The organism is Altibacter lentus, assembly GCF_000746845.1.
Classification (GTDB): domain Bacteria; phylum Bacteroidota; class Bacteroidia; order Flavobacteriales; family Flavobacteriaceae; genus Altibacter; species Altibacter lentus.
The window spans coordinates 1,455,052-1,470,653 of record NZ_KN050846.1 but is presented as its reverse complement, the minus strand read 5'-3'; the positions used below and the strand labels follow the sequence as shown (position 1 = coordinate 1,470,653).

14 protein-coding genes are annotated in these 15,602 nt (G+C 42.3%); 5 read left to right on the top strand and 9 right to left on the bottom strand.

The genetic code is table 11. The annotated features are described in order from the left end of the window. Positions 1 to 72: 72 nt before the first annotated feature. From JS40_RS06920 to JS40_RS06905, 4 genes are read left to right on the top strand one after another with little or no spacing between them, the layout of a single operon-like run. A complete protein-coding gene (locus tag JS40_RS06920) occupies positions 73 to 756 on the top strand; it encodes an SDR family NAD(P)-dependent oxidoreductase (RefSeq protein WP_034259380.1) in 684 nt (227 codons plus the stop codon). Between the two features lie 3 nt (positions 757 to 759). Then, positions 760 to 1,356, top strand: coding sequence for a SprT-like domain-containing protein (locus JS40_RS06915; RefSeq protein WP_034259379.1), 597 nt, complete (start codon positions 760 to 762; stop codon positions 1,354 to 1,356). A gap of 4 nt (positions 1,357 to 1,360) precedes the next feature. Then, entirely contained in the window at positions 1,361 to 2,440 is a 1,080-nt protein-coding gene (locus tag JS40_RS06910; RefSeq protein ID WP_034262198.1) for a mannose-1-phosphate guanylyltransferase, read from the top strand. 3 nt (positions 2,441 to 2,443) lie between these two features. After that, positions 2,444 to 3,880 (top strand): DUF389 domain-containing protein, encoded by a 1,437-nt coding sequence (locus tag JS40_RS06905; RefSeq protein WP_034259378.1) that lies wholly within the window; start codon positions 2,444 to 2,446, stop codon positions 3,878 to 3,880. Between the two features lie 56 nt (positions 3,881 to 3,936). Here the strand turns inward: JS40_RS06905 and JS40_RS06900 are convergent, their stop codons facing one another. From JS40_RS06900 to gcvP, 8 genes are all read right to left on the bottom strand, one after another. Then, a complete protein-coding gene (locus tag JS40_RS06900) occupies positions 3,937 to 5,550 on the bottom strand; it encodes an FG-GAP-like repeat-containing protein (RefSeq protein ID WP_084677455.1) in 1,614 nt (537 codons plus the stop codon). Positions 5,551 to 5,621: 71 nt separating this feature from the next. After that, the gene (locus JS40_RS06895) at positions 5,622 to 6,386 is read right to left on the bottom strand and encodes an ABC transporter ATP-binding protein (protein ID WP_034259377.1); all 765 of its coding nucleotides are present in this window, start codon (positions 6,384 to 6,386) and stop codon (positions 5,622 to 5,624) included. Continuing rightward, on the bottom strand, positions 6,386 to 7,123 hold the full coding sequence (locus JS40_RS06890) for an MlaE family ABC transporter permease (RefSeq protein WP_034259376.1): 738 nt from the start codon (positions 7,121 to 7,123) through the stop codon (positions 6,386 to 6,388). The genes JS40_RS06895 and JS40_RS06890 overlap by 1 nt, the downstream gene beginning before the upstream one ends. A 151-nt stretch (positions 7,124 to 7,274) precedes the next feature. Then, positions 7,275 to 8,372: an alkaline phosphatase gene (locus tag JS40_RS06885; RefSeq protein ID WP_034259375.1), complete on the bottom strand. Its 1,098-nt coding sequence runs from the start codon at positions 8,370 to 8,372 to the stop codon at positions 7,275 to 7,277. A gap of 72 nt (positions 8,373 to 8,444) precedes the next feature. Further along, positions 8,445 to 9,293 (bottom strand): glycosyltransferase family 2 protein, encoded by an 849-nt coding sequence (locus JS40_RS06880; protein ID WP_034259373.1) that lies wholly within the window; start codon positions 9,291 to 9,293, stop codon positions 8,445 to 8,447. Positions 9,294 to 9,326: 33 nt separating this feature from the next. Then, entirely contained in the window at positions 9,327 to 9,848 is a 522-nt protein-coding gene (locus JS40_RS06875) for a class I SAM-dependent methyltransferase (protein ID WP_034259371.1), read from the bottom strand. Positions 9,849 to 9,850: 2 nt separating this feature from the next. Then, positions 9,851 to 10,909 (bottom strand): 3-oxoacyl-ACP synthase III family protein, encoded by a 1,059-nt coding sequence (locus JS40_RS06870; RefSeq protein WP_034259369.1) that lies wholly within the window; start codon positions 10,907 to 10,909, stop codon positions 9,851 to 9,853. A 103-nt stretch (positions 10,910 to 11,012) separates the two neighbouring features. Beyond that, positions 11,013 to 13,862, bottom strand: coding sequence for an aminomethyl-transferring glycine dehydrogenase (gcvP, locus tag JS40_RS06865; protein WP_034259367.1), 2,850 nt, complete (start codon positions 13,860 to 13,862; stop codon positions 11,013 to 11,015). Between the two features lie 128 nt (positions 13,863 to 13,990). Between gcvP and JS40_RS06860 the strand changes: the two genes are divergently transcribed. Beyond that, positions 13,991 to 14,815: a UbiA prenyltransferase family protein gene (locus JS40_RS06860; protein ID WP_034259365.1), complete on the top strand. Its 825-nt coding sequence runs from the start codon at positions 13,991 to 13,993 to the stop codon at positions 14,813 to 14,815. 223 nt (positions 14,816 to 15,038) lie between these two features. Here the strand turns inward: JS40_RS06860 and JS40_RS06855 are convergent, their stop codons facing one another. After that, entirely contained in the window at positions 15,039 to 15,590 is a 552-nt protein-coding gene (locus JS40_RS06855; RefSeq protein ID WP_034259363.1) for a sigma-70 family RNA polymerase sigma factor, read from the bottom strand. Positions 15,591 to 15,602: the final 12 nt, after the last annotated feature.

Here is a 15,602-nt window from a genome sequence, read left to right as displayed (position 1 = left end):
TATGTTGCCATGAAAGCCGTCCCGCTATTTTCTAGTGTCATGAAAATAGCGGGATTTGTGTATATTTAGAATATGAAGAAGAACATCATTATTACAGGAACGAGCCGAGGTATTGGTTTTGAAATGGTTCAATTGTTTGCGAAAGAGGGGCACAATGTATTGGCACTTTCTCGAAATGAAACGCCGGTCTCCGGTTTGAATTTGAAATCCTGTAAAGCAATTTCATTTGATATTACAAATGTCAACGATCTAGAAAAGGTGACAACTTACGTAAAAGAAAACTGGGGTCATGTCGATTTGCTTATCAATAATGCCGGTTATTTGGTAAATGCTCCTTTTGCTGAAATAAGCATGGAAGCGTTTCAAAGATCTTACGAAGTGAACGTATTTGGTGTTGCTGCGTTGATCCAAAAAATGTTGCCCTTTATGAAACATGACGGTCATGTCGTGAACATTAGTAGTATGGGAGGGGTGCAAGGAAGTGTGAAATTCTCGGGACTTAGTGCGTATAGCAGCAGCAAAGGAGCCCTTTGTACACTTACTGAGCTTTTAGCAGAGGAATATAAAGAGAAGGGTCCTTCCTTTAATGTGCTTGCACTTGGTGCCGTAAAGACCGAAATGCTGGAAGAAGCTTTCCCGGGATACGAGCCGCCAGTCTCAGCATTGGAAATGGCACAGTATATTACAGAGTTTGCCAAGAATGGTCATACGTTCTACAACGGAAAAATCCTTCAAGTGTCTAGTTCAACCCCTTAATGAATGACCAAAATTCTTAGCACATATCTGCCGGAAATTGCTGTTCAACCCGTATTTGAACTGATTAAAGTTAACAATGTGCATTTAAAGATTGTGAACGAACGAGTAACGCGGCACGGGGATTACAGGAAGTTGCCCAATGGCCATCATCAAATTACGGTAAACGCGAACCTCAATAAATATCGTTTCTTGATCACGCTTGTCCACGAGATCGCACATTTGGTGGCTTTTCAAAAATATGGTCGAAGGATCAAGCCCCATGGAAAAGAATGGAAATTTACCTTCCAACAGCTCATGCTGCCATTTTTAAGACCTGAAATTTTCCCACAACAATTATTACCCCTGTTAGCACTTCATTTTAAGAACCCGAAAGCCACGAGCGATACGGATGCTACGTTGGCCTTGGCTTTAAAACAATACGACCCTGCCAACGATAAAAACTATATCTTTGAAATACCTCCAAACGGACTTTTTAGGTTACATAATGGAAAGGTATTTAAACGCGGTAATAAAAGAGTGAAACGATACGAATGTCTGGAAGTAGCTACGGGGCGTGTGTATTTGTTTAACCCTAATGCCGAAGTTGAATTTATACAATAAAAGAATGAATACAAATTATTATGCCGTGATCATGGCCGGAGGAATAGGCTCACGGTTCTGGCCGGTGAGCACTACTGCATTTCCCAAACAATTTCACGATATGTTAGGAACGGGGCAAAGTCTGTTGCAAAAGACCTTTTCTCGATTGAATCGCCTCATTCCGTCTCAAAACATCTATGTACTTACCAACGAACGATACTTAGATCTTACACTCGAACAATTACCGGAGATCAATGCCTCGCAGGTCGTCCTTGAGCCGGCAATGCGAAACACAGCACCTTGCATTTTGTTATCGGCCTTAAAGATCCAAAAGGAGAATCCGGATGCGCTCATGTTGGTTGCTCCCAGTGACCATTGGATAGAAGATGAAGCTGCCTTTATTGAGGATGTGCAAATGGGCTTTGACGCCTGTCAACGTCAGGATATATTGCTTACTTTAGGCATACAGCCTACTTTTCCCAATACCGGATATGGATATATTGAAAGTGTAGAAAAAGCAGCAAGCCCTATTAAAGAAGTAAAGCAGTTTCGGGAAAAGCCGGATTATGAAACGGCAAAGCAATTTATTGCAGACGGAAATTTTTTATGGAATGCCGGAATCTTTTTATGGAGCGTTAAAAGTATCGTTAAATCTTTTGAACAGCACATGCCCAAAATGCATGCTCTTTTTGCTGAAGGCATCTCGTCCCTTAATACAGAGGCCGAGTCGTCTTTTATTGCAGCGAAGTATGCCAATGCCGATAATATTTCGATCGATTACGGTATTATGGAAAATGCAACGAATGTATTTGTAAAAGCGGCTAGCTTTGATTGGAATGATCTGGGTACTTGGGGAGCCCTGTACGATAAAATGACTACTGAAAGTACAGAGAATGCTGTAGTACGCGCTATCCCACACCTTAAGAATACGAATGGAAATATGATCTATTCTGCTTCAGAAAAATTAGTGGTAGTGGATGGTATTAGTGATTATATTATTGTGGATAAGGACGAAGTGTTGCTTATCTTTCCGAAGAAAAAGGAACAAGACATCAAGGCCTTGCTTCAGGAAGTCGCGCAAAAGTTTGGTGAAACATACACGTAATTTATGAATACTTCAGAAAATAATAATGACATAAAAGTAACGCCCAACGACGAGCAGTTCGATAATGTAAAATTAACGACCTGGGAAGGGATCAAGAAGTTTCTGAGAGAGTTGCTAGACATTCGGGGAGATACAGATCGTGATGCGACCATCGAGGCAGTTAAAAAGGACATTTCCTTTAAAGGACATACGGCATGGATCCTTATATTTTCCATCTTCGTCGCTTCGATCGGGCTTAACGTAAGTAGTGCGGCTGTGGTGATCGGTGCCATGTTAATATCCCCGTTGATGGGTCCAATTGTGGGTGTGGGACTTTCAGTGGCGATCAACGACGTAGAGACTTTGAAACGTTCGCTCATTAATTTAGGTGTCATGGTGTTTCTTAGTGTATTGACTGCCTTTTTATATTTTAAGCTGTCACCACTTACCGAAGAGACCCCCGAACTACTGGCGCGTACCTACCCGACCATCCTAGACGTACTGGTAGCGATCTTTGGCGGATTGGCCTTGATAGTCGCAAAAACGAAAAGCGGGACCATTGCGAGTGTGATCTTTGGTGTGGCTATCGCCACAGCGCTTATGCCGCCTTTATGTACGGTGGGATACGGACTGGCCATTGGGAACTTGCAATACGCCGGTGGTGCCCTGTATCTGTTTTCGATCAATGCTACTTTTATAGCACTTTCCACTTTTATAGTTTCTAAACTACTGCGTTTTCCATTGGTTCGCTATGCCAATTCAAAACGCAGAAAACGAATCGCTCAAGTAGCATCACTTATTGCCTTGGTGGTGATGGTTCCCAGTATTATTTTGTTCTTGAATCTACTAAAGGTCCAAGTGTACGAAAACAGGGCGAAAGAGTTTGTAAAAGAAACGATTACCTATGACGGGGCAGAGATCGTAAAAGCCACACAAGATTTCGAAACTCAAACCATCGATGTATACCTTATTGGTCAGCCTGTTCCACAGACCAAGATCAACGAGTGGAATGCAACCTTAAAAGAAACCGAGCAATTAAGCGATGTGAACCTTCGTATCTTTCAGGGAACTGATCAAAGTGGTGCTTTTGCTGAAAAGCTTTCAGGGGAAGTAAAAGCAGGGATACTGGAAGATCTTTACGTAAAGAATGAACAGGTAATTAGAGACAAGGATGATCGTATCTCGTTCCTGGAGAATGAGATCGCTAATTTGAAGATCAAGAATGTTCCATTTCAGGAATTGAGCGAAGAAGTGAAGATCAATTATCAGGATATCGAGACCTTCAGTTATTCTAACAAGATTACAACCAATTTTAAAAAGACCGATACACTACCTGTAATCAATGTTAAATGGAAGAACGGTGTTTCCAGCAGGTCACGACGTGAACAAATGAAACGGCTTGAGACTTGGCTTAAGTTTAAAATGAAGCTGGACACTATAAGTGTTGCGGAATACCCTTAAATAAAAAAGGCACTCGATCGAGTGCCTTTTTTATATTTTGAATGAATGAAGTATTCCTATCGTTTAATGAACTTATAGCTTACAGCCTGATTTTCTACTTCAAACTTGGCAAAGTATACGCCGGTTTTAAGAGCAGCGACACTAATACTGTTTCCGGTGCTTATCGTAGTTTGGTTAACCACTTTTCCGGTAATGTCTACAATACTAACAGGCGTGTTCTCCAGCCCCTTAAGTGAGAAATTAAGAATATCACTGGTTGGATTCGGGAAAACGCGTATTCCTTCGATCTCAAAGTCTGTTACGGCCAACGGATTACTTCCTTCTACAACGATCAACGTTTCATTGATGTTTGGATTATCGATGGCATCCACAGTTCCGGAAGGCCAATGAATTACGATCTGATCGATGGTCGTGCTGGTCCCGATCCCGAAGTGTCCCATTAATGAGTTCATGTGACTAAAGCCTTGTCCCGAACGGATCTCACGTATTTGCATTCCCCAGTCTCCATAGATCTCGATACGGGCACCAATACCATTCAAATTACTTGCAACACCTTCCAGAGCAACTTTGATCCAGTTATTCGAGTTCCCGTTATTGATCCATAGATCACCATCATTGGCAACATCTAAGAATCCGTCGTTGTTGAAGTCGCCTATGGCGCCTTCGTCAAAAGGAAGATCAACACCTGTAAAGGTTAAATTACCGTTGTTCAAGTACAGTTCTCTTGATAGTTCAGAAAAAATATCGACAAACCCGTCGTTGTTAAAATCACCCGACTGGTTCTCCCATGCGCCTAAATCGTTTGCATTGATATTGGTTGTGGCGATAATATCTGTGAACACCCCGGTGCCGTCGTTAAGCATAAAACGGTTCTGGAAATCATGATTTACTATAAATGCATCGAAGTCACCGTCATTGTCGAAGTCCTCAAATACCGTTGCCCACGACTGTGCATTATCGCGCATATTAATATCCTGCCCGTTCTCTGTGAATGTGCCGTCCCCATTGTTGGTGTACATGGCGTTATCTCTGTTAGGGTCGCCCGGAGAAGCACCCCCGCGACACTTGGTGAGATACATGTCTTGATCACCGTCGTTATCATAATCCACCCAGATAGCGGCATAGTTCCCGGGTCTGTCTAAGGTTAGAAAAAAGTCTTGATCCAATGTCATAGTTTGTCCGCCGTCGTTTCTATAAGGATGGCTTTCGTCAATATCATGACAAACAAAAGCATCTATGTCTCCGTCGTTATCTATATCGGAGAATGTGGAACGCTGTGAAAAAATGAATTCAGGTCTTGCATCTTCGGTATAAGCGGTTCCATCAGAATTTGCAAATAAAAAGGAAACTCGTTGTCCGTTTCCTAACAGAAGATCGTTGTAACCGTTTCCGTCGATATCGGCTGCTGCAACGCTCCAGTTGGGAACATTTGCAATGGGCATGGTGATAAATGTAGATATAAAGCTGCCATCAGGTTGCTGGTAATCAATTCCAATTCCGTTATCGCTAACACGAACATAATCATCGAGGTAGTCACCGTTCATGTCCACGCCTACTTCAGAATAATCAGGGTAAGAACCAATAGCACTATTTTGATTGGTAAAAGAAACCTGCGCCATTAGGGACGCACTACACAAAAGAAATGTGCAGAAAAGTAAAGGGTTTTTCATAGTAGATTAATTTTAATGACGCTAAAAATAAGTTAAAATATTTGATAAATACAAAGTTACAGACTAAAAAATTAATTCTCTTTATTCTGAATTTCTCGTATTTTTCGGAATAAATCTGAAGAATAGACAAAATCTGTGACATCTTCGTTGTCAGTTTTAAAGATATCTTCATTTGTACCCTGCCACACCAGTTGTCCGTTTTTCAGAAGGACAATGTTTTCCCCAATTTCCATAACCGAATTCATATCGTGAGATACAACGACAGTCGTAATGTTATATTCGTGTGTGATCTCTTGGATCAAATTATCGATTACCGTTGCTGTTTTGGGGTCTAGACCCGAATTTGGTTCGTCACAAAAAAGGTATTTAGGCTTATTTACAATAGCCCGGGCGATCGAAACCCGCTTTTGCATACCCCCGGAGATCTCCGCCGGGAATTTTTTATTCACATTTTCAAGGTTTACACGAGCTAAGACCTCATTGACCCGGTGCAACATCTCACTTTTTTTCTGTTTGGTGAACATTCGGAGGGGGAACATAACATTCTCTTCTATGGTCATAGAATCGAAAAGGGCTCCTCCTTGAAACAACATCCCTATCTCTTCCCGAAGCGCTCGTTGCTCCTCGTCGTTCATGTGCTGTATTGCTTTATCTTCGTAATAAATAAAACCTTCTTCAGGTTTAAAAAGCCCTAATAAGCATTTAAGCATTACGGTTTTTCCGCTACCGCTCTGGCCAATGATAAGGTTGGTCTTGCCTTTGTGGAAGACAGTAGAAATACCCTTAAGGATCTCTTCTTCGCCAAATCGCTTATGTACATTTTCAACTTTAATCATTAGCTAAGGAGTAATTGGGTCACTATATAATTTGATAATATGATCAACACACTAGTCCAAACAAACGAATTGGTACTTGCCTTTCCAACCTCTAAGGCGCCACCTTTCATGTAATATCCCTGCCAGGAAGGAACCGTGGCCAGAATAAATGCAAATACAAAGGTTTTCACGAAGGCATAGGTAAGATGAAATGGATCGAAGGAATCCTGCAATCCTGCAACAAACTCCGGGGAAGAGGTAAATCCGCCGTAGACACCCGCTACATAACCGCCCATGATGCCCAGAAACATGGCGATCGCTATTACGAACGGATACAGCATGAGCGCAACGATCTTTGGAAAGACCAAATAATTGAGAGAATTGATACCCATTACTTCTAACGCATCGATCTGTTCGGTAACACGCATCGAACCAATACTTGAAGTGATAAAAGATCCTACTTTCCCCGCCATGATGATAGAAATAAAAGTAGGGGCAAACTCCAAAACGACCGATTGTCTTGTGGCAAACCCGATCAAGGATTTTGGGATCAAGGGATTATCCAGGTTCAATGCCGTTTGTATGGCAATCACTCCTCCCACAAAAAATGAGATAAACGCCACAATTCCCATAGAACCAATTACCAGATCGTCTATCTCTTTAAAGATAAGCTCACGCAATACAGAGCCCTTGGTGAAACTGCTGAACACCTTTTTAAGCATTAAAAAGTAGGAGCCGATGTCTTTAAGTTGTTTCATTGGCAACTTAACTTTTTAAGTGATTAGGAGATTGGATCATCAAATGGGTCATGAACAATGGGTTGATTTTGGGAGTGTAAAATATTTAAAAGTTAGTTCTGCTAAAGTAACAAAATTAACCGACTGTTGATCTATAAGTACGAAGAGGAAACTACCGGGTTTCCAATAATTCCATGATTTTATGAAAAACACCGGTGTTCTCATACACGCCGCCAAAAAGTCCTGCACCGGGCCCCTTGGCGAATATTGGAATTAATGTGGCAGAATGACCTGTGGTTGAAAACGAAGGTTTGATCTTATTATAATCGCCTGTATCTGTAGCAAGTGTAAACCCACCGGTCTCATGATCGGCAGTAACGATCAACAAGGTGTCGGGATTTTCTTCTATGTAAGCCAAGACAACCCCTATGGTCTTATCAAAATCCAGTTGTTCGGCGATCAGATAATCGGCGTCGTTCGAATGTCCGCCCCAATCGATCTGAGATCCCTCCACCATTAAGAAGAATCCATTGGTGTTTTTAGAAAGATGCTTCAGTGCAAGTTGTGTCGCTCCTGGTAAAAAATCGCCGCGGCCTTCCAGCATAGTAGGCAATGCATCTTTGGCCAGAAGGATCGCTTGTTTTTTTTCTGAAGGTTGCTTTGGAAGCGATTGTGTGCTAAGCTCAAAACCATGCTGTTCCAATTCGGAGATTAGGTCTCGCCCATCTTGTCTTTCAGAAAAGAATTTAAGTCCGCCACCGGCAAAAAAATCTACATCAGATTGCGGCAAGAACGTGGCAATTGCTTCGTAAGATCTTCGGGAAGCAACATGGGCATAAAAACTGGCCGGCGTGGCATGTGTGATGCTTGAGGTTGCGATCAACCCTGTGCTCATATCTCTTTCAGAAACAAGTTCCACAATGGTTTTTGCGGCTAAGGTATCTTGTGTCATTCCTATTGCGCCGTTGTATGTTTTGATCCCGCTTGCATATGCTGTGCCGCTTGCTGCCGAATCGGTGATAAGGTCGCTGGAAGCAGAGGTCTTTAACAATCCAACAACGGGGAATTGTTCGAAATTGGAAGGCTGGTCACTGTAAAAGAAACCAGCAGAAACCTGACTCAAACCCATACCATCACCTATAAGAAGGATGATGTTCTGTGGTTTTCCGGTGGTTGCATTATTAATATTATCGGAGGGTATTTGTGCAAAGAACGATGCACTTTTCAGCAAAAAAAGCAAAGCACAAAGTAGGGATAGAAGATGATTCATGTTTGGTATTCTTGAGGACTTCAAAAATACGCAGAAAGAACCGGGCAGCTGTTAAGGGAATGTTAGATATTATTAAAAAACCTTCTTTTTAATATTTTTCCAGCGAAGTGCTCTAATAAACGCCCCTTCATCTTCTGAAACTATATACGCAAGCTTGTCTCGCTTTGCTCTGCGATAACCTTTTAGGGCATCCACATAAATTGAGAAACGCTTCTTTTTCCAAGCCAGTTTGGCCGACGCGATATTGGTGAGAGTCCATCCATATCGCATTTTGTAAAAAGCAACCCCTTGCTTGACCGCCGCATCGACGCTGTAATTTGCTCCCGTGTGTTTTAAGTGTTTGACGTGAAGGGAAGGTTCGGTTATTACACTCCAGCCATGGTATTGTGCCAATAGTTCGTCTACAGTATCCCAGCCAATAGAAATTTTGAGCCCGCCAATAGCCTCAAAACAGGAAGATCGATATAACTTGATAGGACCTCGTGTTTTTGTTTTGGCAGATATATTTTCAAATTTCCAGCCTTGATTCGTCTCAATGTAGAGATTGCCTGAAGCGATTCCAATACAGTTATCTGAAGAAAAGAGGCGTATCATTTCTTCAAAATAGTTTGGAGGCAAGACAATATCGCCATCAAATTTTCCAATAAGATCATAATCTTCCTCTAGAATGGAGAGTCCCTTATTAAAGGCTTGAATTACTTTGCTTCCCGGGGAATGATTTTTAGCAGATGTGTTATAGACTGAAGAAATAAAAGGATATGATTTTGAGAAGGAATCTATGATTTGCTGAGTATTGTCAGTTGAATTATCATTGACGATAACGACCCTATCGGGAACATGCGTTTGTTTTGTGAATGAGCTAAGACAGCGCTCCAGATACTTCCCTTCATTATACACTGGAATGACCACACATATTTTCATTCGATAAAAATATGTATTAAAGAATATATTAATTTACCTTCTTTCTGCATATACCAAATAATAACGGGGAGTAAAGCGACGGAGAATAGGCCGGATTCCGATCTTTTTAACAGGATTGGTAAATTTCTCACGTTTCTTTATGGTCCAACCCGCTTTTTCCAATAACCAATCAAATTGCCAATCTTCAAATTCATGATAATGACGATCTCGTTCATCGGTCTTGCTTTTATAAGCCGAAGCAAACCATAAAGTGAGCGGTACGGAAGCAACCAGTTTCTTAGCTTTAATATCCTTGATTACATTATATGGAGAAACCAGATGTTCAAAAATCTCAAAAGCTGTGACCACATCGAAACCCTCCTTTTGGACTGCCAAAGTATTCGTATCCAGATCTTCACCTTGGGTGTTCGTTACCGAATAACCCTGTTGTTTCATGATATCTGAAAAAGGATTTTCCACGCCAAGGTCCAAGATCTTGGCAGATGAGGGAATTACTTCCTTTAAAAAACGCAGCGTATGCTTATATCTCTTTTTTGGGTACTTTCCTTCGTACATACTTAAACTCTGTAGACTATAGCATTGATGTTCATGCCGGCGCCTACACTTGCAAAGATCACGATATCGCCTTCTGAAACACTGTGTGCTCCAAGTTCCTTTCGACGAACCAGGTCATACAGTGTTGGAACAGTGGCCACACTAGAATTACCAAGTTTATCGATGGTCATAGGCATCACATCGGGTGGTGGCGTTTCTCCATACATTTTATAGAAGCGTTTTACAATGGCGTCATCCATCTTTTCATTGGCCTGATGAATAAAGATCTTTTTAAGTTCTTTAATATCGATTCCCGCATTGTCCAGACACTCCTTCATTGCCGAGGGGACATTATTTAAGGCAAACTCATAGATCTTCCTGCCATACATTTTTATATACCGCCGCGCATCGGTCAATTCTTGATTGTTCGATTCTCCAAAATAGATAAAGTGCGCCTCGTCGTAAGTAAAGGTGGCACTTTTATGAGAAAGGATACCGTGTGATCCTTCATCGTAAACTACTACTGCTGCTCCGGCACCATCACTGTAAATCATGGAATCACGATCGTGCTGGTCGACAACTCTCGATAAAGCTTCAGCGCCAATAATAAGGCATTTCTTTGCCATGCCGGCTTTAATAAAGGCATTAGCTTGAATCACAGATTCTACCCAGCCAGGGCACCCGAAGAGCATATCGTAGGCCACACAAGCAGAATTCTTGATCTTAAGATTGTGTTTTACCCTGCTGGCAATGCTCGGTACCGTATCACTTTGTACAGAGTCGTGCTTGACGTCGCCATAATTATGTGCGACGATGATATAATCAAGTTCCTCTTTATCGATACCGGCGTCTTCGATAGCTTTAATTGCAGCAAAGGAAGCAATATCGGAGGTGGTCAAACTATCTTTAATGTAACGGCGTTCTGCAATTCCCGTGATCGCCTTGAACTTCTCGATGATAACATCATTCTCGTAATCGAAACGTGTGCCATCTTCATTAAAGAAACGATGATTCTCGAAGGCGTCATTTCTGGCGATGCCTTCGGGGATATAACTCCCAGTACCTTTTATGATAACACCCATGTTTAATTAAATTTTGACTAAAATACTGAAAAGTACGTAGGTACCCTTGTAAAACTTACTGAAATAAATCCTTCTTACAATATTGAAAAATTTACATTTCTTACTACGCCTCCATATAGGCCTCAATGGCATCACAGGTGCAAATAAGATTTCGATCTCCGTATGCATCATCCACACGGCGTACCGTAGGCCAAAACTTATTATCAAGGATATGGTCTAGCGGATATGCGGCTTCTTTTCTTGTATACGGGAATTCCCAGCTATCACCTGTCACCATAGTAAGGGTGTGTGGCGCATTCTTTAATATATTATTGGGTTCATCCTTGTCCACAGCGTCGATCTCTTTGCGTATGGAGATCATCGCATCACAAAAACGGTCCAATTCTTCTTTGCTTTCACTTTCTGTTGGCTCTATCATTAAGGTACCTGCTACAGGGAAGGACACTGTTGGCGCATGAAACCCATAATCCATTAGTCGCTTTGCAATATCGGTTACCTCAATGCCTTTTTCTTTAAACGGACGACAATCAACGATCATCTCGTGAGCTGCTCTTCCTTTCTCTCCGGTATAGAGAACATCAAATTGTCCCTTAAGTCGCTCTTTAATATAGTTAGCATTAAGGATAGCGTATTGGGTAGCTTTCTTCAAGCCGTTCTCTCCCAGCATACAGATATAGGCGTAGCTAATCAAACATGCGAGGGAACTACCCCAAGGTGCTGCAGAGATTGCTGTAATGGCGTGTGAGCCTCCGGTTTCTATGACCGGGTTTGAGGGTAAAAACGGCACCAATTGTTGTGCAACACAAATAGGGCCTACACCCGGACCGCCACCTCCGTGAGGGATGGCAAAGGTCTTATGCAAATTCAAATGGCACACGTCGGCACCAATCGCCCCGGGATTGGTCAATGCGACTTGGGCATTCATATTCGCCCCATCCATATATACTTGTCCGCCATTCTCATGGATAAGACCAGTAATTTCGCGGATGGCCGATTCGTAAACCCCGTGAGTGGAAGGGTAGGTTACCATGAGACACGAAAGATTTTCTTTGTGCTCAATGGCCTTGGCACGCAAATCATCGACATCAATGTTGCCGTCTTCCGTTGCTTTTGTCACTACTACCTTCATTCCTGCCATAACGGCACTGGCCGGATTGGTACCATGTGCTGAAGAAGGAATCAAGCAAATATTACGGTGTGCATCCCCGCGAGATTCGTGATAGGCACGAATGACCATTAATCCGGCATATTCACCTTGAGCTCCCGAGTTGGGCTGTAATGAGGTGCCGGCAAAACCTGTGATCTCGGTAAGTTGATTTTCTAACTTCTTCAACATTTGTTGATATCCTTCTGCTTGTTCAACAGGAACAAATGGATGCATATTTCCCCACTGTGGGTCACTTAAGGGTAGCATTTCGGCGGCAGCATTTAGCTTCATGGTACAAGAGCCAAGAGAGATCATGCTATGGTTCAATGAAAGGTCCTTACGCTCTAGTTTCTTTATGTAACGCATCAACTCGGTCTCACTGTGATAGGTGTTGAAGACCTCGTTTTGAAGAAACAGGGTTTTTCGGTTTACTTCCTTCGGAATTTTATTCCCCGTTAGCAACTCGGTCACTTTAATGGTCTCCTTGTTGAAGGCTTCAGCAAAAACCTGAATAATTTTATTGAGATCCTTAAGAGTCGTGGTCTCGTTCACCGAAATCGATACTGTTTCATTGTCCGGATAATAGAAGTTCACTTCTTTTCCTTCTGAAAGATATTCGATCTTAGTAGCATCAGTCTTGATCGCAATCGTATCGAAATAAGTATCGTTTGCTTGGTAGAAGCCCAGACGCTCCAGTGCATCGGCAAGTGTCGCGGCAGTATTGTGGACTTTACTGGCGATATGTTCCAATCCCTTTGGACCATGATAGACTGCATACATTCCGGCCATTACAGCGAGTAAGACCTGTGCCGTACAAATATTGGAGGTAGCCTTGTCACGTTTTATATGTTGTTCCCTTGTTTGAAGGGCCATGCGTAACGCACGGTTACCGTCTGTGTCTTTGGTTACACCAATAATACGACCCGGGATACTACGCTTGTATTCATCTTTTGTGGCAAAATAAGCCGCATGTGGTCCTCCATATCCTAAGGGTATTCCGAAACGCTGGGTAGTTCCCACAACTACATCGGCTCCAAAATGCCCGGGAGATTCTAATTTCACTAAACTTAAAATGTCTGCGGCAACAGCAACTTTTATCTGTGCTTCTTTGGCTTTTGCTATAAAATCTTTGAAGTTGTGGACACGACCGGTTCTGCCGGGATATTGTAGGATTACACCAAAAAATTCTGAAGAAAAATCAAAGGTTTCATGATTGCCAACAACCAGTTCCACGCCTATGGGCGTAGCTCGTGTCTTTAATAGATCCAAAGTTTGCGGAAGGATCTCTTCCGAAACAAAGAATTTTGATGCATTGTTCTTCTTTTGCTCTCGTTCCCGCACCGCGAATAACAAGGTCATTGCTTCGGCTGCAGCGGTGGCTTCGTCCAGAAGTGATGCATTGGCGAGTTCCATGCCTGTAAGATCGGTGACCATGGTCTGAAAGTTCAATAAGGCTTCCAAACGCCCTTGGGCGATCTCTGCTTGATAGGGGGTGTAAGCCGTATACCAACCCGGATTTTCAAGAATGTTCCGCTGTATCACCGGAGGGGTAATGGATTGATGGTATCCTAAGCCAATATAGGTCTTGAACACTTTGTTCTTTGCTGCTAATTCGGTGATGTGCTCCAGATATTCATTCTCGCTCATAGCGGTGTCGAGCTTGAGTTCCTTTTGAAGCAATATCTCGTTAGGGATGGTCTCCAGAATAAGTTGCTCAAGGCTTTCTGCACCAACGGTTTTTAGCATTTCAGGGAGGTCACTTCTTCTAGGACCAATATGTCTAAGGGCAAAAGAATCTGTATTCATTTGTTGCTATTAAATTTAAGGTGCAAAACTACATATTTTAATGGACAAAAAAGGCTATTTTAACGTTGAGCAACCATAACTTTTCAACCAAAAATCCGGGTTGCTAACACTTTGTCTATTTTTGTAGTATGAAGGGCCTTAAGCGTGTTTTTAGTTTTTACATTCAAAGCAGTATTCACGTTGCTTTGGCCGTACTCGCACTGTTCTTGGTCACCCAAGTTGAATTGGAGCTGGAACTGCAGTTTTCGTTGCTGGGCTATGTTTTTTTTGGGACGATAACCGGTTATAATTTTGTAAAGTATGCCGCGATCGCCGGGTTGCACCATCGCCGGCTCACAGATTCATTAAAATCGATACAGATCTTCTCCCTGGGTTGCTTCGTATTATTGCTTTATTTCGCGCTTCAGCAATCGTTTCAAGTGCTCGCGGTTTCTACCATATTTGGCATCCTTACACTCCTGTATGCTATTCCGTTGATCCGGAAAAAAAATTTGAGGAATTTCAGCGGAATAAAGATCTTTATTGTGGCTATTGTCTGGGCAGGCGTCACCGTGATCCTGCCGGTGATCGCTTCCGAAGAAACCATTGACCTAGGTGTATGGATCAGTACGCTACAACGCATCATGATCGTTATTGCACTTACAATTCCGTTTGAGATAAGAGACCTTCCGTTCGATAAAAAAACCTTGGGAACCCTGCCGCAACGAATAGGTGTTTTTGCTACAAAGACTTTAGGGAGTGTACTTTTAGGTGTCTGCTTTTTGATCGAGTATTTTAAAGAGGACGTGTTCTTGCCCTATGCGGTAAGCTTGTTGATCGTTTGTGTACTAACGGCTGTTTTGATCCTTTTTTCTGAAAAAAAACAACCCGCATATTACGCATCGTTTTGGGTAGAAGGCATTCCTATTGTGTGGTATTTGCTATTACTATTGGCGATCCAGATCTTGGCCTAGACGTTGTTTAATGGCTTCTTTTTCTGAAGCTGTGAGTGTTTTAAGATTAGCACGCTGAAAAAGGTGCGTGAGTTTCGTGTTTCTTATGGCGTGCTGTCTGCAAATGCGACAATATATATGGTGTATTTTCATCGAAAGCCGTTCCCAAAAACCTGCCTCTTTATATTGAGCTTTATCGCATACGTGGGTTGCTTCGTTGCATTTCATGTGTATCTTCATACTACTATAACCAGTTTTTTTGTAGGCAATCGGCCATGGCAGTACGTGCCCTGTGAATGATCACCCAAAGGTTAGACGGTGTGATATTAAATTCATTACATATAGCCTCTGTGTCGAAACCATCTATGGTCTTCATCTTGAAAATGGTCGCCTGACGATCGTTGAGTCCTTCTAAGCAATTTAAGATCGCAAGCCCCAATTCCTCATTTTCCATTGTGTCTTCGGCAGTTTTATCCGAAAGGTCCTCTACGCGCTCTTCAAGCCAGTCCCCTTCGGCATCATCATCGGAATAGGTCATACGTACCTCTGCCTTGCCTTTGCGACTATTGGACTTACGATAATGGTCTATAATCTTTCGTTTTAAGATCGAAATGAGCCACGTGCGCTCACTGGCCTCACCTTTAAAGTTCTTTTTAGACTTCAAGCCGGCAAGAAATGTTTCTGAAATAAGGTCCTGCGCCATTTCATGATCGTTCACACGTACAATGGTGTAATTGTAGAGATAATCGGAATAACGGTCAACCCATAAATTAGGGTCCAATTCGACTTGAGACATACCTTAGGCAAC

What these genes read in the sequence shown, in the direction of transcription:
- JS40_RS06920 (WP_034259380.1), top strand. Translation starts at nt 73, where the DNA reads ATGAAGAAGAACATCATTATTACAGGAACGAGCCGAGGTATTGGTTTT.
- JS40_RS06915 (WP_034259379.1), top strand. Translation starts at nt 760, where the DNA reads ATGACCAAAATTCTTAGCACATATCTGCCGGAAATTGCTGTTCAACCC.
- JS40_RS06910 (WP_034262198.1), top strand. Translation starts at nt 1,361, where the DNA reads ATGAATACAAATTATTATGCCGTGATCATGGCCGGAGGAATAGGCTCA.
- JS40_RS06905 (WP_034259378.1), top strand. Translation starts at nt 2,444, where the DNA reads ATGAATACTTCAGAAAATAATAATGACATAAAAGTAACGCCCAACGAC.
- JS40_RS06900 (WP_084677455.1), bottom strand. Translation starts at nt 5,550, where the DNA reads ATGAAAAACCCTTTACTTTTCTGCACATTTCTTTTGTGTAGTGCGTCC.
- JS40_RS06895 (WP_034259377.1), bottom strand. Translation starts at nt 6,386, where the DNA reads ATGATTAAAGTTGAAAATGTACATAAGCGATTTGGCGAAGAAGAGATC.
- JS40_RS06890 (WP_034259376.1), bottom strand. Translation starts at nt 7,123, where the DNA reads ATGAAACAACTTAAAGACATCGGCTCCTACTTTTTAATGCTTAAAAAG.
- JS40_RS06885 (WP_034259375.1), bottom strand. Translation starts at nt 8,372, where the DNA reads ATGAATCATCTTCTATCCCTACTTTGTGCTTTGCTTTTTTTGCTGAAA.
- JS40_RS06880 (WP_034259373.1), bottom strand. Translation starts at nt 9,293, where the DNA reads ATGAAAATATGTGTGGTCATTCCAGTGTATAATGAAGGGAAGTATCTG.
- JS40_RS06875 (WP_034259371.1), bottom strand. Translation starts at nt 9,848, where the DNA reads ATGTACGAAGGAAAGTACCCAAAAAAGAGATATAAGCATACGCTGCGT.
- JS40_RS06870 (WP_034259369.1), bottom strand. Translation starts at nt 10,909, where the DNA reads ATGGGTGTTATCATAAAAGGTACTGGGAGTTATATCCCCGAAGGCATC.
- gcvP (WP_034259367.1), bottom strand. Translation starts at nt 13,862, where the DNA reads ATGAATACAGATTCTTTTGCCCTTAGACATATTGGTCCTAGAAGAAGT.
- JS40_RS06860 (WP_034259365.1), top strand. Translation starts at nt 13,991, where the DNA reads ATGAAGGGCCTTAAGCGTGTTTTTAGTTTTTACATTCAAAGCAGTATT.
- JS40_RS06855 (WP_034259363.1), bottom strand. Translation starts at nt 15,590, where the DNA reads ATGTCTCAAGTCGAATTGGACCCTAATTTATGGGTTGACCGTTATTCC.